Source organism: Verrucomicrobiia bacterium (genome assembly GCA_036268055.1).
Classification (GTDB): Bacteria; Verrucomicrobiota; Verrucomicrobiia; order Limisphaerales; family Pedosphaeraceae; genus DATAUW01.
The window spans coordinates 1-25,745 of record DATAUW010000002.1 but is presented as its reverse complement, the minus strand read 5'-3'; the positions used below and the strand labels follow the sequence as shown (position 1 = coordinate 25,745).

Annotated in this window: 18 protein-coding genes; 10 read left to right on the top strand and 8 right to left on the bottom strand. The window is 55.9% G+C overall.

All coding sequences use genetic code 11. The features are described 5' to 3' along the window. The first annotated feature begins 15 nt into the window (after positions 1-15). The 4 genes from VH413_01030 (at position 16) to VH413_01015 (ending at position 7,548) form a co-directional block, all read left to right on the top strand. A complete protein-coding gene (locus VH413_01030) occupies positions 16-2,562 on the top strand; it encodes a circularly permuted type 2 ATP-grasp protein (protein HEX3797254.1) in 2,547 nt (848 codons plus the stop codon). A 4-nt stretch (positions 2,563-2,566) separates the two neighbouring features. Further along, complete coding sequence (locus VH413_01025; protein HEX3797253.1) at positions 2,567-3,448, top strand: transglutaminase family protein; 882 nt, start codon at positions 2,567-2,569, stop codon at positions 3,446-3,448. After that, on the top strand, positions 3,445-6,888 hold the full coding sequence (locus VH413_01020) for a hypothetical protein (protein HEX3797252.1): 3,444 nt from the start codon (positions 3,445-3,447) through the stop codon (positions 6,886-6,888). Before VH413_01025 ends, VH413_01020 begins: the two co-directional genes overlap by 4 nt. Before the next feature lie 342 nt (positions 6,889-7,230). Beyond that, positions 7,231-7,548: a hypothetical protein gene (locus VH413_01015; GenBank protein HEX3797251.1), complete on the top strand. Its 318-nt coding sequence runs from the start codon at positions 7,231-7,233 to the stop codon at positions 7,546-7,548. A gap of 73 nt (positions 7,549-7,621) precedes the next feature. Here VH413_01015 and VH413_01010 read toward each other — a convergent pair whose 3' ends face one another. Then, positions 7,622-8,992 (bottom strand): MFS transporter, encoded by a 1,371-nt coding sequence (locus VH413_01010; protein ID HEX3797250.1) that lies wholly within the window; start codon positions 8,990-8,992, stop codon positions 7,622-7,624. Between the two features lie 49 nt (positions 8,993-9,041). Then, positions 9,042-9,791: a hypothetical protein gene (locus tag VH413_01005; protein ID HEX3797249.1), complete on the bottom strand. Its 750-nt coding sequence runs from the start codon at positions 9,789-9,791 to the stop codon at positions 9,042-9,044. 385 nt (positions 9,792-10,176) lie between these two features. On the opposite strand from VH413_01005, the gene VH413_01000 reads away from it, so the two are divergent. After that, positions 10,177-10,572, top strand: coding sequence for a DoxX family membrane protein (locus tag VH413_01000; GenBank protein HEX3797248.1), 396 nt, complete (start codon positions 10,177-10,179; stop codon positions 10,570-10,572). Positions 10,573-10,577: 5 nt separating this feature from the next. On the opposite strand, the gene VH413_00995 is transcribed toward VH413_01000, so the two are convergent. Together VH413_00995 and VH413_00990 are read right to left on the bottom strand one after the other, a co-directional pair. Continuing rightward, a complete protein-coding gene (locus VH413_00995; GenBank protein HEX3797247.1) occupies positions 10,578-12,104 on the bottom strand; it encodes a HAMP domain-containing sensor histidine kinase in 1,527 nt (508 codons plus the stop codon). A 9-nt stretch (positions 12,105-12,113) separates the two neighbouring features. After that, the gene (locus VH413_00990) at positions 12,114-12,866 is read right to left on the bottom strand and encodes a response regulator transcription factor (protein HEX3797246.1); all 753 of its coding nucleotides are present in this window, start codon (positions 12,864-12,866) and stop codon (positions 12,114-12,116) included. Positions 12,867-13,074: 208 nt separating this feature from the next. On the opposite strand from VH413_00990, the gene VH413_00985 reads away from it, so the two are divergent. Both VH413_00985 and metH read left to right on the top strand, forming a co-directional pair. Next, the gene (locus VH413_00985; GenBank protein ID HEX3797245.1) at positions 13,075-13,659 is read left to right on the top strand and encodes an EF-hand domain-containing protein; all 585 of its coding nucleotides are present in this window, start codon (positions 13,075-13,077) and stop codon (positions 13,657-13,659) included. A 190-nt stretch (positions 13,660-13,849) separates the two neighbouring features. Next, a complete protein-coding gene (metH, locus tag VH413_00980) occupies positions 13,850-17,695 on the top strand; it encodes a methionine synthase (protein HEX3797244.1) in 3,846 nt (1,281 codons plus the stop codon). Positions 17,696-17,727: 32 nt separating this feature from the next. On the opposite strand, the gene VH413_00975 is transcribed toward metH, so the two are convergent. Next, positions 17,728-19,056, bottom strand: coding sequence for a glycoside hydrolase family 71/99-like protein (locus tag VH413_00975; GenBank protein ID HEX3797243.1), 1,329 nt, complete (start codon positions 19,054-19,056; stop codon positions 17,728-17,730). A gap of 123 nt (positions 19,057-19,179) precedes the next feature. On the opposite strand from VH413_00975, the gene VH413_00970 reads away from it, so the two are divergent. The 3 genes from VH413_00970 to VH413_00960 all read left to right on the top strand — a co-directional run bounded on the left by VH413_00970 (position 19,180) and on the right by VH413_00960 (position 22,677). Next, on the top strand, positions 19,180-19,731 hold the full coding sequence (locus VH413_00970; protein ID HEX3797242.1) for a molybdenum cofactor guanylyltransferase: 552 nt from the start codon (positions 19,180-19,182) through the stop codon (positions 19,729-19,731). Between the two features lie 80 nt (positions 19,732-19,811). Beyond that, positions 19,812-21,509 (top strand): ribulokinase, encoded by a 1,698-nt coding sequence (locus tag VH413_00965; protein ID HEX3797241.1) that lies wholly within the window; start codon positions 19,812-19,814, stop codon positions 21,507-21,509. Between the two features lie 7 nt (positions 21,510-21,516). Then, positions 21,517-22,677, top strand: a complete 1,161-nt coding sequence (locus VH413_00960) for an iron-containing alcohol dehydrogenase (GenBank protein ID HEX3797240.1) — start codon at positions 21,517-21,519, stop codon at positions 22,675-22,677. Positions 22,678-22,710: 33 nt separating this feature from the next. On the opposite strand, the gene VH413_00955 is transcribed toward VH413_00960, so the two are convergent. Genes VH413_00955 through VH413_00945 form a run of 3 tightly spaced genes read right to left on the bottom strand, consistent with a single transcriptional unit; the run spans position 22,711 to position 25,122 of the window. Then, the gene (locus VH413_00955; GenBank protein HEX3797239.1) at positions 22,711-23,112 is read right to left on the bottom strand and encodes an SxtJ family membrane protein; all 402 of its coding nucleotides are present in this window, start codon (positions 23,110-23,112) and stop codon (positions 22,711-22,713) included. A 14-nt stretch (positions 23,113-23,126) separates the two neighbouring features. Further along, positions 23,127-24,947: a carbamoyltransferase gene (locus VH413_00950; GenBank protein HEX3797238.1), complete on the bottom strand. Its 1,821-nt coding sequence runs from the start codon at positions 24,945-24,947 to the stop codon at positions 23,127-23,129. A gap of 10 nt (positions 24,948-24,957) precedes the next feature. Beyond that, positions 24,958-25,122: a DUF5989 family protein gene (locus VH413_00945; GenBank protein ID HEX3797237.1), complete on the bottom strand. Its 165-nt coding sequence runs from the start codon at positions 25,120-25,122 to the stop codon at positions 24,958-24,960. Positions 25,123-25,745: the final 623 nt, after the last annotated feature.

The following is a 25,745-nucleotide window of genomic DNA, read 5'->3' as shown; positions in this document are numbered from 1 at the left end:
TTAGTCGCGCATCGAATGAGTGCCCAAACGCAATCTCAATCTCAGTCGCAGACGCCGCCGAGCGAAAAACTCGAGCGGCCACCGAGCATGTTCGCGGGTTATCCCGCGTTGCCGGGCATTTACGACGAGATGTCGCTCGGCAATGGCGAGTTGCGCCCGCATTGGAAAACCTTCGCCGCGTCCCTCGACCGGCTGGGCCGCGCTGAACTCGACGCCCGCTGGGAAAGCGCCCGTCGGATCATCCGCGAGCACGGCGTCACCTATAATGTTTATGGCGATCCGCAGGGCATGGATCGCCCGTGGGAACTCGACATGGTTCCCCTGCTCATTCCGCCCGCCGAATGGAGCAAGATCGAAGCCGGCCTGATCCAGCGCTCGCAACTTTTTAATCTCATCCTCGCCGACCTTTACGGCCCGCAGCGCCTTTTGCACGAAGGCCATTTGCCGCCCGCGCTCGTTTACGCGAATCCAAATTTTCTCCGCCCCTGCCACGGCTTACCGATTCCGCGCCAAAGTTATCTGCATCTTCACGCCACGGATTTGACGCGCTCGCCCGACGGCCAATGGTGGGTCATCTCCGACCGCACGCAAGCGCCCTCAGGCGCGGGTTACGCCCTAGAAAATCGCATCGTGCTTTCGCGCAGTCTGCCGGATGAATTTCGCGATTGCCAGGTCCAGCGGCTCGCCTCGTTTTTCCGCATCCACCGCGATACCTTGCGCAGCCTCGCCCCTAACAATCGCGATAATCCCAGCGTCGTCCTGCTCACACCCGGCCCGTACAACGAAACTTATTTCGAGCACGATTACCTGGCGCGTTATCTCGGCTTCACGCTTATCGAAGGCGGCGACCTCACCGTGCGCGAGCGCAAGGTCTTCATCAAGACGCTCGAAGGCTTGCGCCCGGTGGATGTCATCCTCCGCCGCGTGGACGATTCCTTTTGCGACCCGCTCGAACTGCGCGGCGATTCATTTCTCGGCGTCGCTGGACTCGTCGAAGCGGCGCGCGCGGGCAACGTCGCCATTGCCAACGCCCTTGGCTCCGGCCTGATCGAGAGCCCGGCGTTCATGGCATTTCTGCCCGGCCTTTGCGAACTTTTGCTCGGCGAGAAATTATTGATGCCTTCGCTCGCCACGTGGTGGTGCGGCCAGAAAAAGGAACTTGATTATGTCATCGAGCATCTCGATCAAATCGTCGTGAAACCCGCGTTCGGCTCGCTCGCGCGCGAACCGTATTTCGGTGGCAAGCTGGCTTCCAAAGAACGCGATGAACTTATCGCCGCGATTCGCGCGCGCCCGACCGAATTCGTCGGGCAGGAACACGCGGTGCTTTCCACCGCGCCGGTTTGGTTGCAGGACAAACTCGAACCGCGCCCGCTGGTGCTTCGCGCTTACGTCACGGCCACGGCTGATTCGTTCGCCGTCATGCCGGGCGGACTCAGCCGTGTTTCGACCGCGGCTGAAGATCCCATCGTCAGCATGCAAAGCGGCGGCGGCAGCAAAGACACCTGGGTCATTTCCGATGGGCCCGTCAACATGGTTTCACTGCTCACGCGTTCCGGGCAACTCGTGCGCTCCGGACCGTCGTCGGCTGAATTGCCCAGCCGCGTGGCCGACAATTTATATTGGCTTGGCCGTTACACCGAACGCCTGGAAGACACGCTTCGCCTGTTGCGCAGCGTCCTCGTTCGCATGGTGGACGAATCCGGCACCGAGGGCTCGCTCGAACTCAACGCACTCGCGCAAGTTCTCGTGCGGCTCGATTTGCTCCCGCGCCGTTTCATCGAACGCATCGCACTCAAGGAACTGGAGCACGAAATTCTGTTACTCATTTACAAACAGGATCGCATCGGCAGCGCGCGGCAAACGCTCAGCCGGGTTCGCAGTCTTGCGTCCGTGGTGCGCGACCGGTTTTCTTCGGATACCTGGTCCATCCTGAACAAGTTGAACATTGATGCCCGCGCCCGCCCGCGCCGCATCCCGCTTGCGGATGCCCACGGCCTCCTCAACACCATCATCGTTGATCTGTCCGCTTTCAGCGGCATGGAGATGGAAAATATGACGCGCGGTCTTGGCTGGCGCTTCCTCGATTTCGGCCGGCGTCTCGAACGCGCCACGCATATCGTCCAGCTTTTTCGCGCCGCGCTCGGTAGCGAAGCGAAACCCGCCGCCGTGCTCGAACCCATTTTGGAAATCTCCGACAGCCTTATGACCTACCGCCGCCGCTATTTTTCTGGCGTGCAACTCAGTTCGGTGCTCGAACTTCTCCTGCTGGACGAAGGCAATCCGCGCTCGCTCGCGTTTCAATTAAAGGCTCTGCGCGAACACGCCGCCCAGCTTCCGCGCGAGGCCAATGCCGTCCACGAAACCAACGAGCAAAAACGCATCGCCAATCTTTCTGCGCTCTTGCGCGACGCCGACATCACCGGCCTCGCGCAATCCGCCAAACCCGGCGCGACCGAAAAGCTCGACACGCTCCTCGCCGATTTCCAGGTCGAACTTGGCGTCGTCTCCTCTCAACTCACCCACCATTATTTCAGTCACACCATTGCGAGTGTGAGTTGACGATATGATTTACGATCTCGCCCATACTACAACTTACGAATATAATAATTCGGTTTCGCTTTCGCACCACACGCTGCGCCTTCAGCCGCGCGAATTGCCGCGCCAGCAATGCCTCTCCACCGAACTGGTTATTCAGCCGCAACCCGCCGCGATCAAAACCCACGCCGATTATTTCGGCAATCAAATGGCGTTCGTCACGGTCGAAGGTTCTCATCGCCATCTCGTCATCACTTCGCGCAGCCGCGTCAATGTCACGACGGTTGCGCCGCCCGAACCTGATCTGACGCCAGCCTGGGAAAAAGTTCGCGACCTCAACGGCGTGGATGCGGTCCAATCAGCGGAGTTCACCTATCCTTCGCCGCACATCAAACGCCAGCCTGAATTCGCGGCGTATGCCGAACCGTCATTTACTGAGGAATGTCCCATTCTCGAAGCCGTGCTGGATCTTACGGCGCGCATTCATCGCGAATTCAAATTCGATTCCAAGGCCACGACCATCGCGACGCCGCTGGATGAAGTTTTAAAAAATCGCCGTGGCGTTTGCCAGGATTTTGCGCATTTGGAAATTGCCTGTTTGCGCTCGATGGGAATTCCCGCGCGCTATGTCAGCGGTTATCTGGAAACCGATCCGCCGCCCGGCAAACCGCGCCTTGCCGGAGCTGATGCCTCGCATGCGTGGATCTCATTTTTCTGTCCCGGCACGGGCTGGGTAGATGTGGACCCGACCAACAACCTTTTGCCTTCCAACCGCCACGTGACGATCGCCTGGGGCCGTGACTTCAGCGACGTCAGTCCGATTCGCGGCGTGCTTCTCGGCAGCGGAGAACACACGCTCAAAGTGGCAGTGGATGTCATCCCATTGAATGAACCCCGGCTTCCCTTATGAAGACCAATAGCAACGAAAATTCTCCCGCTCTCTCACATCGCGTCGGCCGTCCCGACGCCGCCTTGATCGAAGGCATCAATCTCCGTCTCGCGATGACCGGCTGCCCGACTTTTGGCGGCAGCAGCGCCTCCGGTTTGCCCGGTCTCGCCGGACCGATGTTCTCGCGCCAAAAAGAAACCATGCGCCTGCTGGCGGATTATCTCTGCCCGGCGGATTGGCGCATTGACCATTTTTTGCGCGATTATCTCTACGACACCGGCCTCGAACTCAAATGGCCGGCGCGCACGTTTGTTCTCGATAGCCCCGGCCTCGCGCGCGAACTCTCGCTGCCACCTGATTGCGATGAATTCGTTTCGGACATCACCAGTTCCTATCGTTTGCGCCAGGGCGTGCTGCACAATCCCGCCAAGGACCGCCGCACGACCCAGGGAGTTTTCCATGTAGCTGAAGGCGGCCTGCCGATTCCCGACGACAAGCTCGCCGTGCCGAAAACCGCTTTCGCGAAGTTGTTGCAAATCGCTTTCCAGCCACCGCGTGAATTGTTGCGGCTGCCTTTCACTTCGACCCAACGTGAACAAGCGGAATGTTTCGTTTCGCTTTTGCTGCGGCCTATTGTCTGTCCGGCGGTCGAAGGTTTCACCGAGGAGAAGACGATGGAAATTCGTTTCTTTGCGCCCGGCAATCTCGTCAGCAATCTCGATTTCGTCGAAAGTATTTTCGGCAACGCGGGCGATCCGTTTCTGCCCGAGAACGACGCGGGCCTTGATGTCCAGCATTGGACCGGCCATACGGGTTGCATCGTCCTCGCGCCGCACCTCACGAAGGTCACCAAAAAGTTTCTCGGTTTGCCCACATGGGAAAACGCCACTGAACGCCAGCGTCGCGACGGCATGTGCTGGAAGGATGAAAATGAACTGTATAATCGCGGTTCGGCTTTCAAGCTCACGGCGCGCGACGAACGCGGCGTCATTGTCACGGTCATTGCCGACAATTATTACGGCTATTGCAAAAAAGAAGTGAAGACGCAGATCGGTTACGCCGCGAATCTTTTTGGCCTTTGCGAAGAGGAACACGCGGGCGGTGCGCTGGTGTATGCGAGTTACGATCTCGGCGAGGAATTTGATTCCGACAAGCATGTTCATTATCGCGGCCATTCCTTCGAGGAAGTGATCGCCCTATCCGGCGAGGCGATGGATTTGCAGCCGGAGGGTTACGCGATTGATAAAAAATTTCCCGAGATCATTTATGTTCCGCGCGGCGTGCGCTTTGATCTTCAAAAACAAAAAGTCACCTGGCCCGGGCCAAACGGCGAGCATTCGATCAAATTGCTGGCGGATAAAATTTACATGCGCCCGTCCGGTTACAAAGTCCAAATGGAAAAGCCTCCGGGACGCGCCTGGCGTCTCGTCGGCACTCAGGCCGAACCCACACTGTGCCACAAACCGTGCACCGTCTCCGGCGGTGGCAAATCGGAAATCTCCAAGCCCATCAGCGATGCTATCATCCAGGGCCCGGTCTTTGTCGCGGATTTCAAAAAGGATTTCAACGCGGTCGCGAAATTATTGCGCCGCGATTATTCCGATCGCTTTCGCGATCCCGCGAAGAATGGCGCTGACCGCCGCGAACTGCTCAGCCCGGAACGCTCGCTCGGTTCGGTCATCAAATTATTCACGCCGTCCCTCAAAGATTATTCCGACGAGTTCAACGACTTTCTCAGTTCGATTTCGCAATACATTCTCGAACTGATCTTTGTGGTGAAGCGCTTTTACAAACCCGCGTGGGGCGAAAAGTGGCGCGAGCATTTCAGCGTGGACATCATCAACGGCACGCCCGGCAACGAATTGAAATGCGACGGTCGCAAGCTCATTTCCAATTTTCTGCGCGTCGGCTACGACTCGGACGGCGCGTGGCGCGTGTTTGGGTTGCGCAAGGATTTTCATCCAGCCACGAAATTGCAGATGGAGGACGACATCACCGCGTCGGTGGTGGTTCCGGCTGAAGCATTAAAAAATCTGAACATCGATTACCACAATCCTTCGGTCAAATTCGTGAAGAATTGCGAACAACGGCTATTCCAGCGGCCCGACGACGCCATCGTTCGCGGCTATGACAAACAGACCGAGCACGACCTCGCGCAGCCGGGAAATTTTCTTTCCAACTTCGAGCCGCTCAATGCCGAAGGCGCGCGTTCATTGGTTGAGGACTCCATTGGCTTCGTGAGATTTACCGAGCCGATGCAGACGCTGATTCTCGGGATGCTGAAAGCCGCCGGGCCGGATTATTTCGTCTCGTCGGCGCATCCGCGTTTGGTGGATGGTTCTCCTTCAAAAAATCCACGCTATCTCCAGCGGCGTCCCGACCTCGTGAATCCGCGCGATGCTTATCTCGCGCAAATGGCCACGCGCTTGCAGCGCCGCATTTCGCTTGATTCACCGGTGTACACGCCGGTCAATGCCGTCATGCCTGGCCGGCGCAATAATCCGCCCGACGCCGCCGCACAAATCCGTTCGCTCGCAGTCTTCAATCCCATCCATTATTTACCGCTGCCCGAGTTGTTCATGGAATTTATTTCCAGCATGACCGGCAAATCTCCGTCCACGACCGGCGCCGGTTCGGAAGGCGCGATGACCAAAGGCCCGTTTAATGCGCTGCCGCCCATTCTCGATTTGAATGCCGCGCTCGTTTCCTACGCGCTCACCGGTTATGACGCTTTCATTTCCTCGGCGGCGTGTGTCGGTCCGAATGTGCGCGTGGATCATGACATCAGCCTTTTGATTCCCGAAGTCTGGTGCCGCATGGATGCCGACGAGCGGCATCCCGAGTTTTTGATTCACAACGGCTTTTTCGAGAAATGCGAAGACATGGAAGTGAACGGCCAAAAAATTCTCGCCAGCCGCCTCGGTTATCGAATGACGGCGAGTTTTGTGCGGACATTTTTTGGGCGCGTCTTCAATTATCCGCACGCCGTGTTCACTGAGGAAATGTTGCGTCCGGAAAAGCAGGACCTCGCCGCCTTCACGGATGGCGTGGACAACATCGTTGGCACGCACAAACGCACGGCACAAAGTTATTTCAATGATGGCAGCATCGAAATGGCGTGTCCGCCGCTCAAGGCTCTTCTGCACATCATGGTCCACGGCCAGTATGAAGGGCGCGACATTAATCATCCCGACTTCCGTGCGCTTTTTTCCCGCGAAAATGTCCTCGGCAGCGATTGGTACGCGAAACGCCTGAATGCGAAACAACAATCCGATGTCCGCCTGTGGCACAACCACGCCACCTACCTCCAGAATTTCTTGAAGAAGAAGAATTATACGGAGGAAGCTGAACGTCTGAATATCGAAACACGCCTCGAATCCGCGTGGGATACTTATCATTCGGTCAAATCTCCCGAATATCTCACGCAACTCAAAGGTACCATTGGCCTGCATCCGTTATAACTGGTATACGCGTCATCATCATAACGTGTTCCTGCAAATTTGAAGGCGCATCACCCATGCCTGTCAAATTTTTATAATCTTCGTATCGCAAAACTTGAATAAATTGGCGGCGCGAACGATAGTTTAGCCACACAACAAGCTATCAGGAAGTGGTATATGTTCAGTTTCAAAATGCTATTCGCTCAGGTCGTGTTTCCATTGGACAGAGTCTTCTGGACGGTTCGTTGCAAAATTGCGAAATATCATTGTCTTCACCTTGAGCGGACTTCTTTTTATGGAAGCGCAGAGTTTATAGCCATGTGCAAGAACGCCCTCCAAATGTTGGAGACTTTAGACAAATCTATGCACGATTCTGTTATAAATGGGGACTATTTTTTTTGGGAAGAACCCGCCGGAAGTGCAGGTGGAAAAAGAACCTGCGGAATAGCTGCCCCATTTGTGGCTTGGAAGGAGCATGGGGTTTTAGCCTGTATTAGCTGGACCTATTTCGGTAATGAACTGGGCTATTCTCATCCTGCACTTATTTTTCAAAAGCGGCGTATGCAGGCTCTTTTTAAAAAAGCATCGAAAGATACCGGGACTTGGCTTCAGGATCGTAATTTTCCACGAGAGCTTGTAGAATGCTTTATACCTCCTCAAAAAATGGAGCACAAATCATAAGATGTCGCTGCTTAATCAATAAGCCGCCGGGCTGGCGGTCATCCGCAATAATTGTAGCGAAATCTCAAATCGGTCACCTTTGCCCCAATTTCACCAACTCAAACCTTGGCACAAGCGCTTTCATAATTCCCCACGCCAGCAAGTAGCTCAGCGCACACGTGATGAACATAATCAAGTAAGCCGTTTGCGGTGTCGCTTTGAAAGCATCCGTCAACGCCCCTGCGATTTTCTGCACCAGCACCCCGCCCAATCCGCCCGCCATCGCGCCGATGCCGGTGACGGAGCCGACCGCCTTTTTTGGAAACATGTCCGAGACCGTCGTGAACAAATTTGCCGACCACGCCTGATGTGCCGCCGCCGCAATGCAAATCGTTCCTACCGCCAATAGGGCTGCAAGCGTGTTGCCGAAGCGATCCACGTTTCCGAAAAATTGCGTGAATAACACCGCCAGCGGGAATAACGCAATGATCAGCATCGCCGTCATGCGCGCCTTGTAAAGTTCCATGCCCCGTTTCATCAGCGTCATGGGCAAGCTGCCGCCATAGATGCTCCCAAAGATTGCCACTCCATATACAACGAATGTCGGCAACATCACCTGCCCTTTAGTCATATTAAATTGCTTGTGCAAATAATCCGGCAGCCAGAAAAGATAGAACCACCATACGCCGTCGGTAAAAAATTTGCCGAAGAAAAATGCCCACGTCTGCCGGTGGCTGAACAGCAGCAGCCACGAAACTTTCGGCGTCGGCCCGGTGTCGCTTTTCAATGGCTCAATCGCATCGTCGCTATGAATGTAATCGAATTCCGCCTTGGACAATCGCCGTTGCCGCGATGGAATATCATAAAGCCAGAACCAGAATATCAGCCAAATGAATCCCACCGTTCCCGTGATGATATAAGCCGCTTTCCAGCCAGTCTGATAACCGAAAAAGGCGAGGCATCCCGGAACGAACAACGCACTGATCATCGCGCCGATGTTTGAACCGCTGTTGAACACGCCCGTCGCCAAGGCGCGTTCGCGTTTCGGAAACCATTCGGCCACCGTCTTGATGGATGCCGGGAAATTTCCAGCTTCGCCGATTCCGAACGCGCTTCTCACCAGCGCATGCGCCAGGACCATTCGCCCCACGAAAGCGTTTGCAATTCCAAACACCGACCAGATGATGAGACACAGGGCGAGGCCGAGCTTCGTGCCGATCTTGTCAATCACCCAGCCCATGATCACGGTGATGCCCGCGTAAAACGCCGTGAACGCCGCGATGATATTGGCATAATCCGTATTGCTCCAACCGAAGCCGCCTTGATTGGCCGGCAGGCAAAAGAATTCCTTGAGGTAACCGATGACCTGCCGATCCATGTAATTAACCGTCGTGGAAAAGAGCAGCAGGCCGCAGATGACCCAGCGATAATGGCCGCCCGATGCGGCCGTTGGTTTGGAATTCATGTCCGCCGAGAATTGCCGAAACACCACAGCCCTTCAAGCGTGGAAATGTTTACGGCTGCTGCGCGAGAAGATTTTGCAGGGTGGTGGTGTCGTTTGGCCCGGTGAGCAGATAGACGTAATTGCTGCCGCTCCAACTCGCGGTCATCAAGCGGCCCACGCGACTGAACTGGTTGGTGATTGGAAACGGCTGGTCGGTGAAGGTGGATTTATTGATCACGAAAAAATAGAGATTCGTGTTGACGCCGAAATTCAGGCCGAACATCGAAACGGGTTGCGCATGCCACGTCATCACGGCGGCGCCGGCGCCGGGAAATTTTTCCAAGCTTCGCGGAATCACAAAATCATAAGGGCCGCCGTTGCTCCGAAAATATTGCCGGATCAGGGACTGATCAGTCAGCGCCACTTTTACGGGAAATGAGCGTTGAACAAGGCGGGCCATTCGATCGCGATAACTCGTGAACGGATCTCGCGGCGGATTGGAAAAGGATTTCCAGAGAAACGCCGCGAGCAAAAGCAGGATCGCCGCGCCGATCATGAACAACGCCGGTTTGTTGAGCGGAATGATGTGCTCGTCGGCATCGGACGGCTGTCCCGTTTTTGCCGGAGCAGTTGCCGAGGGAATCGTGGCGGCGGCGTCCATGGGAAGCTTCACATGCGCAGCGCAATGCTGACCGAACCAGATCGCGAGCTGCGGATCGTGGCGCGCAAGTTCGAGCGCCTCGGCCATGCGCGGGTCAAGGCGATTGGTATCGCCCGGGCGATATAGCGCAAGAATTTCGCGCGCCTCAAAACTATCCATGACGCACCTCAATCATGCGTGGAAAAGATTTGTTGTTGTCACATTGCCAGCCATGACTCACCAGTGTGCCGCAAGTGTCCGCAAAATGCGAGTGCAAACCCGGCAGGAATATATTCCCTCTCCGCGCCTCTTATGATTGAAGGCCGAAAAGATTCGTAACCATCCGGCTCGCGCCGGGTCACGATAATATGAACGGGAAAACCACAACGAAATCCACGACGATCCAGGTCGGAATCTGGACTACGCTGGATTTTGACGTCATCCCGCGAATTGCCCATCGGAAGCTGCGTGCGAAGAACCGCTTGTTTTGCCGCTCTCATCCGCGACGCGTTCGGAACTTCGATAAACTGGCGCACACTCGCCGGTGATGTTACCGTCGGACGCCATGTCCGAAATCGCGCCACGCTACCCTCGTCTCAAGTTTTTTTCGCGTGTCGCGGTCGCGATTCTTTTTGTCTTCGCCGGTGCGATGCATTTCGTCAGGCCCGCATTTTATCTGACCATCATGCCGCCTTATTTGCCGCAACCGCTCGCGTTGGTTTATATCAGTGGCGCATTTGAAATTCTTGGAGGCATAGGTTTGCTGCCAGCCGTCACCCGGCGTTTTTCGGGAATCGGCCTGATGCTACTATTGCTCGCCGTCCTTCCCGCCAACGCGCAAATGCTCATTCAAAATTTGCGCACGCAAACATTTTCGATCATAGCAGTTGTCCTGTTTTTGCGCCTGCCGTTGCAATTCGTTTTCATGGCAACCGTAAATTGCGTGAGCAAATCGCCCTGATTATATTATTCCGCCGCGATGAACTGCGTCACCACGCGTAGTCCGCCTTCCGCGCGATTCTCACAGCGCACCGTGCCGCCGCACGATTCCACGCAGGTCTTGACGATGGCCAATCCCAATCCCACGCCACCCGTTTCCCGCGCCCGTGAAACATCCACGCGATAAAACGGATCGAACACCTGTGCAATCGCGGCCTCGGGAATTCCCGGCCCGCAATCCTCGACGTTCACCCGCACTTGCGTCTCTTCCCGCAACGCTGTGATCGTGATCGGCCCGGCCTGGCCGGCGTAATGAATCGCGTTGCGTAAAATATTTCCAAACGCGCGCAGCAATAAATCCGCATCCCCTTTAATCTGCAAATCCTCCGCGACCTCGAGCTTCACTTCGGTCCCGCCGCCCAGCGCGCATTCGCGGGCGACGGCTTTTTCAAGAATCGTTTTCACTGAAACAGTTTGCAGCTTCACAGTCGCCCCGCCCATGGACGCCTTGGTGAACGATAATAATTCATTCACCAAATTCGACATCTGTTCGACTTCCTCGCGCAAGTCCTGAAGCTGGCTTTTTTGCTTTTCATCCGCGCGCTGTTCTAAAATGGCGAGCGCCACCTGGATGCGCGCAATCGGCGAACAAAGCTCGTGGGCAATATCGCCGAGAAATCTTTTCTGCCCGGCCACAAAACCCGAGAGGCGCATCGCCATGCGGTTGATCGCGTCACTGAGCAAGCCCAGTTCGTCATTGCGCTGCACTTGCGCGCGGACTTCAAAATGTCCCTCGGCGATTTTTTCAGTCGCATCGGTCATTCGCGAAATTGAACGTGTAATTCCGCGCACGAGCGGAAACCAGAATAAGACTGAAATCACCACCACCGCCACGCCCGCCATGATCCACGAAGTCAGATCGAAAAATAAACCGCCGCCGCTCATGCTTTCCGATGCCGCCACGAGCGCCATCGGTTCCGGTCGCGCCCGCCGCGCCGCGTCGGGAATAACGAAATGCGTCACCACCCAGTAACGGCTTGGCGATGCTGTATGTATCATGAACCGATGATTTTCCAACGGACCGGATGGTGTCGAATCACGCGAAAGATCGTGTGGCGGTGGCGGCGCGAATTCATCCGGTGGCCGCCGATCCTCGTTGGGCGGACGGTCAGCTTCGTCGGGTGGGCCGGGCTGATGCCGAGAGGGCGGCCCAAACCCCCGGCGCTCATTTACCCGCTCGCGCACTTCGTCCGGCAACTTCACCGTTTCGCCCGCGAGTTGTTCGCCGTTGCGGAACAAATAAAATTGCACGTTGTAGGTATCGCTGAATTGCTTGAGCACGCCGGTCCAATTTGTTTGCGGACGGTCGCGCAATTCCGCCGTGAGCAGTTGCGTCACTTTTTGAAAACGCTCGCCCGCCGGGCCGGAGATGAGCGCATCGAGGCCAAAATGAAATTGCCCGCGCCCGACGGCAAGAAATACCGCGCAAAGAAAAACGACGTTCAGGAAAAACCAGCAGAGGATTTTCGCATACAATGGAAATCTAAGTTTCATAGCGCGCGGTTAAACATCGTTTTCCGGGTCAATCATCAGATAACCCGCGACGCGCAACGTGCGGATGAAGCGTGGATTTTTTGGATCGTCGCCGAGTTTTTTGCGCAACGCGGAAATATGCACGTCAATCGAGCGATCAAACACGTCGTAGTTGCGGTCGCTGATGGAATCGAGGAGTTGCTCGCGCGTTTTCACGCGGCCTTTCGCTTGTGCGAGGCACGCGAGCAAATCAAATTCCACGGGCGTCAGCACGAGCGACTGATTATCCAGCAAAGCCACGCGCGACTCCGGGCGCACTCGCAACGGTCCAACCACAATCTCCTGTGCCGGGTCTGATTTGTCCGCAGCCTTCCGGCCGGCGCGACGCGTCACGGCGCGCAGTCGTGCGAGCAATTCGCGCGTGGAAAAAGTTTTCGGCAAATAATCGTCCGCGCCGATTTCCAATCCGACGATGCGATCCGGCTCTTCGCCGCGCCCGGTCAGCATGAGCACGGGCACGTCCGATGTGTGCCGCAATTTTTTCAACACCTCAAAGCCATCCATGCCCGGCAACATCAGATCAAGAATCACCGCATTGAAAGAATCGCGCAGCGCTTTCTCCAAACCTTCCGGCCCAGTGTGCGCCATCTCGATGTCATAGCCCATCGGCTCAAGATAATCGCGGATGAGACGGCATAATTTGCGATCGTCATCAATGATCAGCACGCGCGTGCGGTCGGCCGCGTTGCCGGTTGAATTGCGATCCTGATTTGGCGTTGCCATATATATATGTGCGCTGGAAATTCTGCCTGACGCCCACACTCTATTCAAATCTTCGGAAATATGCCGCCACTTTTACACTAGCTTTACAATTTTCCGTTCGGTGCTCATATAAGCTTAACATCCCTATCGTCTATTATTACGTAACAGTTGGTTTACGACCGGGACAAATTACTGCGACGGCGGGAACCACATAACCAAAAGAACAAGCATGAACGCAAAACGACTTATTATCTTCGCGCTGGCTTTGAGCCTGCCCGCATCCACCCTCCTCGCCCAGGACGGCCCACCTTCCGGCGGCCCGGATAATCCTCCACCGGCTGGCGGTCCGGGACAAGGCGGTCCTGGTGGACGCCATCATCGCCCGCCGCCGATGCCGATCATCATGGCGCTTGATGTCAATCACGACGGCGTGATTTCAGCCGATGAAATTGCCAACGCTCCCGCCGCCTTGAAGACGCTCGACAAAAATGGCGACGGCCAACTCACGAAGGACGAATACATGCCTCAGCGTCCCAATCGAAACGGCGGCCCCGATGTTCCTCCTCCCGGCGACGATAACCACAAACGCCCGCTTCCGCCCATCGTTGCCGCGCTGGATACGAATGGCGATGGCATCATCTCGGCTGACGAAATTGCCAATGCCGCAACTTCGTTGTTGAAGCTCGATAAGAATGGCGACGGCAAATTGACGATGGACGAACTTCGCCCACCGCGTCCACAAGGTGGTCCTGACGACGGTCCCGACGGCGACGGCCATCGCCCGCCGCCTCCCGCCGGCCAGAACAACAACTAACTTGTCCCACCCCACGACGCCGTCGGCCAACCCCCAAGGCCGGCGGCGTTTTTATTTATTTCAATACACAGCAAAATTTATTAAAGCTCTCACTCAACCTTTTCCAATTCTATGTTAAATACATATCTACGCATCAGGATATATTGATTTTTTCACTTGCAACACGTCCTGAACAAGTTATGCTCCCCTGGTGAATCAAAATAGCCAATCATCTTCACGAGCGGAGCAACTTGACCGCCTTTTGCGCGAGCGCATCGTCATCATTGACGGGGCGATGGGCACGATGATCCAGACTTACAAGCTCGATGAAGCGGCGTTTCGCGGCGAGCGTTTCAAGGATTGGCACAAAGACCTCAAGGGCAATAACGACGTCCTTAATATCACGCGCCCGGAGATCATCGAGGCGATTCACCGCCAGTATCTCGAAGCGGGCGCAGACATCATCGAGACGAACACTTTCAATTCGCAAGCCATTTCGCTCGCGGATTACAAAATGGAACCGCTCGCGTACGAGCTTTCCAAAGCCGGGGCTCAATGCGCCCGCCGCGCCGCGGATAAAGTCATGGCTGCGCAACCGGGCCGTATTTGTTTTGTCGCGGGCGCCATTGGGCCGACGACGCGCACGTCCTCCATTTCCACTGACGTCAATAATTCCGCCGCGCGCGGCACGACTTACGACGAACTGGTTTCCGCTTATTACGAACATGCCAAAGGTTTGCTCGACGGTGGCGCCGACTTGCTGCTCGTCGAAACCATCTTCGACACGCTTAACGCCAAGGCCGCGTTCTTCGCCATTGAAAAGTTATTGGACGATCGTGGCCTTGCTCCCCTGCCCTATCAACCCGACGAGTCAGCCGATTCTCCGTCCGATCGTAAATCGCTAATCCCGATCCTCGCCTCGGTTACGTTCATTCAAAAAGGCAGCAATCGCGGCGTCACTGGCCAAACTGTCGAGGCGTTTTTCAATTCGATTTCGCACGTTCCGCTTTTGAGTGTCGGGATGAATTGCGCGCTCGGTCCTGAGGAAATGCGTCCGCTGATTGAGGAGCTTTCAAAGATTGCGCCTATCAACGTGAGTTGTTATCCGAACGCGGGATTGCCGAATCCACTTTTGCCCACCGGCTTTCCCGAGACGCCGGAAACGCTCGCTCCGCAGTTGCGCGAATGGTGTGAGAACGGGTGGCTGAATATCGTCGGCGGCTGCTGCGGAACTACGCCGCCGCACATCAAAAAAATAGCCGAAGCCGTCAAGGGCATTCCCCGCCGCAAAGTACCGAAGGTCGAACCTTATACGCGCCTTAGCGGCCTTGAAGCGTTGACGCTTCGGCCCGACGCGAATTTCGTCAACATCGGCGAGCGCACGAACGTCACCGGCTCGCCCAAGTTTTCAAAGCTCATTCTCGCGGGGCAGTTTGAGGAAGCCATCGCCGTGGCCAAGCAGCAGGTCGAGAACGGCGCGCAGATCATTGATATCAACATGGACGAGGGCATGCTCGATTCCGAAAAAGCGATGACGCATTTTTTGAATCTCATCGCCTCGGAGCCGGACATCGCGCGCGTGCCGATCATGGTGGATAGTTCAAAATGGTCGGTGATCGAGGCTGGCGTGAAGTGCATTCAGGGCAAAGGGGTCGTGAACTCGATCAGTCTTAAAGAAGGCGAAGAAAAATTTATTAGCCAGGCGCGACTCGTCAAGCGCTACGGCGCGGCGGTCGTGGTGATGGCCTTTGACGAATCGGGCCAGGCCGACACCATTGAACGCAAACTCGAAATCTGCACGCGTTCGTACAAGATTTTGACGGAGCAAGTGGGCATTCCGCCGCAGGACATTATTTTTGATCCGAACATCCTGACCGTCGCGACGGGCATGGATGAGCATAATAATTACGCGGTCAATTTCATCGAAGCCACGCGCCGCATCAAGGCGACGCTGCCGCATTGCAAAGTGAGCGGCGGCGTCAGCAATATTTCTTTTTCGTTTCGCGGCAACAATGTGGTGCGCGAGGCGATGCACTCGGCGTTTCTTTATCATGCGATCAAGGCGGGGCTCGACATGGGCATCGTCAATGCGGGCATGCTGGAAGTGTACGAGGAAATTCCCAAGGACTTGCTCGAACTTGTCGAGGACGTTCTGCTCAATCGCCGCGCCGATGCCACCGAGCGGCTCATCAAGTTCGCCGATTCCGTCAAACAAAAGGGCAAGACTGAAGTCGTGGCCGACGAATGGCGCAACGGCACGGTCGAAGAACGCCTCAGTCACGCGCTCGTGAAGGGCATCGTGGATTTCATTGACGTGGACACCGAAGAAGCGCGCCAAAAATATGACAAGCCGCTGCTGGTCATCGAAGGGCCATTGATGGCCGGAATGAATGTCGTCGGTGATTTATTTGGCGCGGGTAAAATGTTTTTGCCGCAGGTCGTCAAGAGCGCGCGCGTGATGAAAAAAGCCGTCGCCTATCTTTTGCCGTTCATGGAAGAGGAAAAGCGCCGGTCGGGCGGCGGCCGGGCGCAGGGCAAGATTTTAATGGCCACGGTCAAGGGCGATGTTCATGACATCGGCAAAAATATCGTCGGCGTCGTGCTCGGCTGCAATAATTACGAAGTCATTGATCTTGGCGTGATGGTTTCGTGCGAAAAAATTCTTGCGACCGCGCGCGAACAAAAGGTGGATGTCATCGGCGTCAGCGGACTCATCACGCCGTCGCTCGATGAGATGGCGCATGTTGCCAAGGAAATGAAACGCCAGGGCTTTGAGATTCCCCTGCTCATCGGCGGCGCGACGACCAGCCGCGCGCATACGTCGGTGAAAATCGCGCCGGGTTACGATCAACCCGTCGTTCACGTTCTCGACGCCTCGCGCGCCGTGGGCGTGGTCAGCAATTTGATCAATCCTGCGCTCAAGCCCGCGTTCGTGGAAAAAAATCGCGTGGAGCAGGAACGCCAACGCATCGAACACGCCGCCCAGCGCGATACCAAACCGCTGCTGAGCATCGCGCGAGCCCGTGAATTGCGCACTCCCATCGAATGGCGCGCGTCGGATATTCCGCGCCCGGCGTTCACCGGTGTTCGCACGCTCACGGATGTTTCGCTTGAAGAGATTATACCGTTCATTGATTGGTCGCCGTTTTTCCATACGTGGGAATTGCGCGGGCGTTATCCCTCGATTCTCGACGATCCGAAGGCGAAGGAACTTTTTGACGACGCGCAAAAACTTTTGCAGCGCATCGTCAAAGAAAAACTTCTCACCACGCGCGCGGTGTACGGCTTTTTTCCGGCGAACAGTGTCGGCGATGACATCGAGCTTTATACCGATGATTCACGGACGAAAGTGCTCACGACGTTCCACATGCTCCGCCAGCAGATGGACAAGCCCGCCGGCCAGTTCAACCATTCGCTTTCCGATTTTATCGCGCCGAAATCCACCGGCCTGGCCGATTATCTTGGCGCATTCGCTGTCACCAGCGGCCACGGGACGGATGAACTGGCGAAACATTTCGAGAAGGACCATGACGATTATAATTCGATCATGACGAAGGCGCTCGCCGACCGCCTGGCCGAAGCGTTCGCGGAATATATGCACAAACGCGCCCGCGAAGATTGGGGTTACGGCAAAACGGAAAATCTCACGAAGGAAGAATTGATCAAGGAACAATACCGCGGCATCCGTCCCGCCGCCGGTTATCCCGCGTGTCCCGACCACACGGAGAAAGGCATCCTTTGGCAACTGCTCGATGCCGAGAAACAGACAGGCATCAAGCTCACGGAAAGTTTTGCGATGTGGCCCGCCAGTTCGGTCAGCGGACTTTATTTTGCGCATCCCGAATCCAAATATTTTGGCGTCGGCAAAATCAACCGCGACCAGGTGCTCGATTATCACTTGCGCAAGGACATGGATCTGCGCACGACCGAACGCTGGCTTGCTCCCAATTTAAATTACGATCCCGACGAATCCGCGACGCCCTTAAGCGCCGCTGTCGAGAATGGCGTTACGTGCTCGTGCGGCGTTCCGCATTTCGGCGCGAAGAATTTGGTTTGAACAAATTCGTTCGCCGAATTGGCCGATATTAATTATCGCGCCGATGCGCCGGAAGCGGCGGCGGTCTGGCCAGTTCTTTCGGGAATTTGCCGCGAGAATGGAATCTCTCCGCGCAACATTTTTCCGCCCTCGCCGGTCAGCCACAAATAATGGTCGGTGGGCAGGCCTTCGTAATCGCACAGTTTGACGCCCACGGGAAGCTCATTGGCGCATTTCAAAATCGCCGTGCCTTCATCCATTTCGTCGAACATTGCCACATAAATCATCTTTGCTTTCGCGTCAACGGCGTCGCTGATTTGTTCCCAATAGAAACGGCCTTTTTGACGGGGGATTTGGTTCAGCGGAAAAATCATCGCATTGTCGCCACGGCCGTGATTGTGCATGTTCGACCAACTGAAACCCGGGCAGACGCACGGCGCATAATCCACATGCCGCTCGTTGCACCAGGCCAGGTCCGCCTTTACTTCCTCTTCATAACGGCCCGCGTCGAACATGTGAATCAGCGGCGTGAAACGCTGCACCATCCACGGCATCACCACGTCGCACATCTCGATCAATTTATGCAAATACGGATCGGGATTGGTATCCACATTCAGGTCGCGAAAATAAGTCGGCACACCGAGCATCACAGAACAACCACCGTATTGCGGGTCGGTCTTCAAAAAATTGATTACCTTTTCGATGCCGATTTTTTGGATGTCATAACCGCGATCGGGAAATCCCAGGCCCCAGATCACCACCAGCGGCTTTCCGCGATGGTAGAGATAATTGTTCGTCGCCTGCGAAGTCACTTTCAGATCGTCAACCAGTTCTTTCCAGTCATCAATGATAGCGGTGCATTCCTCGCCGCGGTTCCGCAGTCCCGATAAGTCGTACATCACGGAAATCGCCCGGCCATATTTCTGCGACGAGCGGATGGCATTTTCCAGAACCACCCGACTGCGCTTGCGGCCTTCCGGCGAACGCAATCCACTGTAGAATCGCTGCACAAAAACACCGTCAATTCCATATTGCTGCATCCATTTAAAATGCAGGTCGGTCGTGCTTTGGTCCACCGAACTGAAAACGCGAACGGTGCTTCCGTCTTTGTTGGTCAGCGAGGTCGGATAAGTTTTTTCGTACTCGGAAACGTCCGGCCAAAAATCGGGATGCAAACTTGCCGCTGTGAGCGTTCCACGTTCGCTGTAATGGCTCCAGCCCTGGCCGGAGCCGTCACCCTCCGCGCGAAACCATCCCTGGTAGCCCGCCATCACGCGGCCTTCGTAGGTTGGAAATTGCGAAGTGGGAGCGTGCTTGCTCTGCGCGAACGCCGGAACCAAAGCGAGCGAAAGACTGAGAACCGTCAAAAAAAATCGTTTCATTTTATTATATGCCCGATGCGAACCTTTGATATTTCGGCCACACGCGGGTTGATGGAGTCACGCTAACAGAATAAACTTCGCCAAAGTATCCCCTAAAAAGGGGGTGCGTAATTGGACGATAAAATGATGCCCGGCCGCAAACTCGAAATTTTCATCCTCGCCGGCGGCCTCAGCACGCGCATGGGGCGCGACAAGGCGCGTGTTCGCGTCGGGCGGCGTTCCATGCTTCGCCATGTCCGTGACGCCGCGAGCCAGCTTCGTGTCCCCGTCCGCGTCATCCGCCGCGATGCCATCGCCCGCTGCGGTCCGCTCGGTGGCATCTTCACCGCGCTCAAACGCACCCGCGCCGAAACCATTTTTCTCCTCGCCTGCGACATGCCATTCATTTCTCCGCAACTCCTCCGTGCGATGCTGCGTCAATTCGACAGAAAAACTACCGCGCTGTTCGCCCAGGAAGATGCTCGCGCCGGTTTTCCCATTTTGCTGCGTTGCGAAGCCGCCGAATCAATCGTCTCCGCTCAAATCGCCGCAAAAGAATTTTCCCTCCAGTCTCTTGCAAAAAAAATTCGCGCGAAAACTTTTCTTCCTCCACCCGCCCTTGTGCGTCAGCTTATCAACCTCAACACTCCCGAAGATCTCCAGCGCAATTCCATTCCGTCAGCCACCACGAAGTAATATTGCAAACGATGTAGAACAAAAGTAACGTCGCACGTCCCATTTCAGGCAGCTTGCGCAAACTGAGCCAGCGATTTTGAATGAAAAATTCCGGCACCAAATACGCCATCGGTCTCGATTACGGAACCAATTCTGTTCGCGCGTTGGTCGTGGGCGTCGCTGATGGCAACGAAATCGCCACGTCGGTTTGGAATTATGCGCATGGCGATCAGGGCGTCATTCTTTCCGCTGATCCGAATCTCGCGCGGCAGCATCCCGCCGATTATGTCATAGGCACGGAAGTGGCGATCAAGGAAGCGCTCGCTTTCGCGCGTGAAAATGTCCGCGATTTTTCTGGCGATCAAGTCATCGGCCTTGGCGTGGATACCACCGGCAGCACGCCGATTCCTGTGGATGCCGAAGGCCATCCGCTCGCGCTCAATAAACGCTTTGAAAAAAATCCTGCGGCGATGGCGTGGCTTTGGAAAGACCACACGGGCGTCGCCGAAGCCGCAGAGATTACCGCGCTCGCCGCGAAAATTCGCCCCGAATATCTGGCCAAGTGCGGCGGCACTTACAGCAGCGAGTGGTTCTTCAGCAAAATTCTTCACTGCCTTCGCGCTGATCCCAAGGTCTTCGCCGCTGCGCATTCGTGGGTCGAGCTTGCGGACTGGATTCCCGCCATGCTCACGGGCACGGAAGCGCCAGATCTTTTGCAGGTGGGCGTTTGCGCTGCCGGGCACAAGGCGATGTATAACACTTCGTGGGGTGGTTATCCGGACGCGAAATTTCTTGGGCGTCTTGACAAGCGCATGGCGAATTTGCGCTCGCAGCTTTGTTCGCGCGTTCACACGATTGATCGGGCGGCGGGCGGGTTGACGGAGTCGTGGGCGCAACGCACCGGTTTGCCGGTGGGATTGCCCGTGGCCATCGGCGCGTTTGATGCTCACCTCGGCGCGGTCGGCTGCGGCATCAAGCCGGGCACGCTCGTCAAGGCGATCGGCACCAGCACTTGCGATACGATGATCGTGCCACTGGGAAAAAAACTCGCGGATATTCCCGGGCTCTGCGGCATCGTGAACGGCAGCATTCTTCCCGGCTATTACGGCCTCGAAGCCGGGCAATCGGCGGTGGGCGATATTTTCAACTGGTTCGTCAATTATATTCAGCCGCTCGGCGGCAAGGCGGGTTTGCACGAAGCCTTGACCGATGCGGCTGCGAAATTGCGGCCGGGCGAATCCGGCCTACTGGCGCTCGACTGGAATAATGGGAATCGAACCGTCCTGGTTGACCAGCGGCTTACGGGGCTTTTGCTGGGTCAAACGCTTTACACGACGCCCGCCGAAATTTATCGCGCGTTGATTGAAGCGACCGCTTTTGGTGCGCTCACGATCATCAATCGGCTCGAGGAATACGGCGTGGTGGTCCGAGAAGTGGTCAACTGCGGCGGTATCGCTGAAAAAAATTTGCTCGTCATGCAGATTTATGCGGACGTCACGGGACGGCCGATGAAAGTTTCGCGCTCGGCGCAAACTTGCGCGCTCGGCTCTGCGATTGCGGGCGCGGTCGTCGCCGGAAAAAAATTCGGCGGGTATGATCATTTTGCGGATGCTCAAAAAGCGATGACTGGTCTCAAGCCTCGGGTGTTTAAGCCGAACGCGAAAAACCACGCCGTTTACCGCGAGATTTATAAAGTTTATCGCGAAATCCACGATGCCTTCGGAACAAAAAGTTGGCGCGGAAATTTGCACGGTGTGATGAAACGATTAATTGCGATTCGCTCCAAGGTCCGCAAATAATTTCACCATGGCCGAAAAATTTGAATTCGCTACCGCCAACCGAATCGTCTTCGGCAACGGAGTTATTCGCGAGGCGGGCAACATCGCCCGCGAATTCGGACAATGCGCGCTCGTTGTCACTGGCCGCGATAGCACTCGCGCCGAACCTTTGCTTCAACTTTTGCGCGCGTGCGGAATTAGCGCCATTACTTTCGCGATTCCCGGCGAACCGGATTTGGAAATCATTGAGCGCGGGACAGCTCTTGCGCGTGAGAATAAATGCGATGTCATCATTGCCATCGGTGGCGGCAGTGCGCTTGATTCCGGCAAGGCGATTGCCGCGATGGCGACCAATGGCGGCGAGTTGCTCGATTATCTTGAGATCATTGGGCGCGGCCAGCCGCTCACGAAAGCGCCGTTGCCATTCATTGCCATCCCGACGACTGCAGGGACGGGCTCTGAAGTCACGCGCAATGCTGTCCTCGCGTCGCCCGCGCATCGCGCGAAAGTCAGCTTGCGCAGCCCGCTTATGCTGCCGCGCGTGGCGTTGGTTGATCCCGAATTGACGCATGAGCTTCCGCCGGCCATCACCGCCAGCACGGGTCTTGATGCGCTGACGCAACTCATCGAGCCTTACGTATGCTCGCGCGCCAATCCGATGATTGACGCGTTGTGCGTGGAAGGGATCAAGTGCGCCTCGAGATCATTGCGCGTGGCTTTCGCTGATGGGCGCAATGCCGACGCCCGCGAAGATATGTCGCTCGCGAGTGTGTTGGGAGGGATGGCGCTCGCGAATGCGGGGCTTGGCGCGGTGCATGGTTTGGCTGGCCCGATTGGTGGAATGTTTTCTGCGCCGCACGGGGCGGTTTGCGCCGCGTTGCTGCCACAGGTGATGGAGAAAAATCTGGCGGCTTTGCAATCGCGCGAACCGCAAAATCGAGCTTTGCGCCGATATGAAGAAGTTGCGCGATTGCTCACGGGAAATCCGGCCGCCAGCGCGCGTGAGGGCGTCGGCTGGGTTCGTGAATTGGTTTCCGAGCTTAATATTCCGCCATTGCGCACCTATGGAATTTCTGAGTCGGATGCCGAAGAATTAATTACTCGCGCGGCGAAGGCGAGCAGCATGAAGGCCAATCCCATTTCGCTTACGCCGGAAGAGTTGCGCGATATAATAATGCGGGCGCTCTGAGCAAACTACTTCGCGTTGTCTTAGGGGAGTTGATTAAAACATTTTGTCGAGTGGACCGGGAGTTTTTGCTTGATGCCAGTAAGTCGTCGCGGTTGGCGCGCGCTTCAATCGCAAGGGGTCTTTTCCCAGCATTCGGAAAATCAAGGCCAAAGGCGTCAAAATCAAAATGAAGAATATCGCCAGTACCACGCGGCCGAGAAATTGACTGATTGCAAAACCGATGCGACTCGACACGCGATAATACCCGCGAAAGATCCGTGGGCGCGCGACTGCGAGTGACATCACGACCGCCAAAATCATTAGCAACGAAATCCAAACGGTCGTGGTCAAATGATGCCGCCAGCGCAGTAAGGAACTTATTACCGCGAGCGCGGCGGCGCTCAGCAGGGTTATCTTGCGCCATTCCTTTGGATCTTCTTTAAGTTTTAATTTCATGCGCGGTAATTTGATCAATCGGGTTGGCGAATAAATTTTTGTTCGGGACGGCGTTGCGGTTGTGCGAGGCGATCAATGACGAAATTTCCCAGGATGAGATAATCCATCTCGGTATTGATGAAACAGCGATAGGCATCGTCGGGCGAGCAGACGACGGGTTCGCCGCGCACGTTGAATGAAGTGTTCACGAGCACGCCACTGCCGGTCGCGTGCTCGAATCGCAATAACAGATCGTACAGCACCGGATGTTCCTCGCGCTCGACGGTTTGGATGCGCGCGGAATAATCCACGTGCGTGATCGCGGGCAGCGTTGAACGAATCTCTTTGAGCAAATCGAAGCCGTTGATATTTGCCGGCAAAGGACGGCGCAATTCTGTTTTCACGGGTGCGACGAGCAGCATGTAGGGCGACTCCACATCCAGTTCAAAATAATCCGCCACGCGCTCGCGTCGCACAATGGGGGCGAAAGGCCGGAACGATTCGCGAAATTTGACTTTGAGGTTCATCACTGATTGCATTCGTGGTGAACGCGCGTCGCCGAGGATCGAGCGGTTTCCTAATGCGCGCGGCCCGAACTCCATTCGTCCTTGAAACCAGCCGATGACTTTTTCGGATTTCAATAAATCCACGGTGAAATCGAGCAAAGCTTCCTTTTCTAAACGCGAATATGCCGCGCCGTGCGATTTCAAAACGGTTTCAATCTCGGCATCAGAAAATTCGGGGCCGAGCAAAGCGGCGCGCATGGAATCTTTTTTTGATTCAGTGGATGTTGTCGAAGCCGCACCGTTGGACGAATGCCACGCCGCGAGCGCGGCGCCGAGCGCGCCGCCGGAATCTCCCGCTGCGGGCTGAATCCAAATGCGCTCAAAAATTTTCTCGCGCAAGATATGTCCATTCGCAACGCAGTTCAGCGCGACACCACCCGCCAGGCACAGGTTTTTTTCGCCGGTCAATTCCTTCGCGTGCCGCGCCAGGCGCAGCATGATTTCTTCGGTAACGACCTGAACCGAACGCGCGAGGTCCATGTGGCGTTTTTCAAGCGGTGCTTCAGGTTTGCGCGGCGGCCCGCCAAACAAACGATAGAACCGCTCGTTCGTCATGGTGGTTCCGTGCAAAAAATTGAAGTAATCGAGGTTTAGCCAAAATGAGCCGTCGGTTTTCAAGTCGAGTAACTCGCGATAAATAATGTCCGCGTATTTTGGTTCACCATAGGGCGCGAGGCCCATTAATTTGTATTCGCCGGAGTTGATGCGAAATCCGCAATAGTCCGTGAACGCCGAATAGAGCAGCCCCAGCGAATGCGGAAAACGCAATTCCTTCAGCAAAGTCAGTTCGCTTCCGCGACCGCGGCCAATGGTGGTCGTGGCCCATTCGCCGACGCCGTCCACCGTGAGGATCGCCGCCTCGGAAAAGGGCGATGGATAAAATGCGCTGGCGGCGTGCGCCTGATGATGCTCGGTGAAAAGAATTTCACAGTTCGCACGGAGACCGGGTAATTCTTCGCGGATGGCTTTGCGCAAATCCAGTTTTTCGCCGAGCCAATTTGAAAGGACGGTGGGAAATGTGCGCCAGCCGCCGGGCGCGACCGCGAGATATGTTTCGAGGAGGCGCGCGAATTTTAGAATCGGTTTGTCGTAGAAGACGACGGCATCCAAATCCTCCCGGCGGATTCCGGCTTGGCGCAGGCAGAATTCAGCGGCATGGCGCGGGAAATCGGAATCGTTTTTTTTGCGGGTAAAGCGTTCTTCCTGCGCGGCGGCGATGATTTCGCCATCGCGAAGAATGGCGGCGGCGGAATCGTGGTAGTAGGCTGAAAGGCCGAGGACATGACGCAGCGCAGCCATGTCACATAAACGGGTACATCATCCAGGCGATGCCGGAATTGGCCGTGAAGATGATGATGGCGCCGAGCGCGAGCAGCAGCAGGACGAGCGGAATCAACCACCATTTTTTTTCCTGCCGGGAAAACTTAAAAAATTCTTTGAGCAAGGCCCACATCGGTGAACTCAACTTAAATTTTTGCGCACCGCTTCGCAAGGTCAAAGGGCAGTGTGATCACGTCAGCGGCGAGCAGCATCCTGGGCCAATAAGATGCCCCTCTTTCCGGCTCTCCGCACGCGGGCGCGGGACGAGAGGGGCGGAGTGCGGTGGGTGGTGAAAGATCGCAGATTGGTGAGTGGTGATGTTTTTACCGGATTCGAATTGAAATCCCGGCAAATTGCTGGGGGGAAATTTTGTGCGGGGTGAACTCGCGCGCCTGATAGGATGATGCTCGCTTGGGCTCGCCTCGCTGCGCTCGAGATAGAGGTGAGTTGTTTTGATGATGATTTCCCCCAACTGAAGTTGGGGGTTAATGAGAAGTCTTTGCAGGTGTGGTAGCTGGGGAAAATTGATGTGAGGATTTCTTTCGTCCCGTGCGGGACTTGAATTGCGACGGAGGGGAACCCAGCAATAAATTGCTGGGCTAAGGACGGTCGTCCCTGCGGGACTTCGGACGTTGTTATTTGGACGCAATGATGATTCGGATAAGACGGCCCCTCTCTCCGGCTCTCTCCCCGCGCGGTCGCGGAGAGAGAGGGACGGAGTGCGGTGGGTGGGCGGTTGTGCGTTGGCGAAGGAGCGCGGGCGGTGGG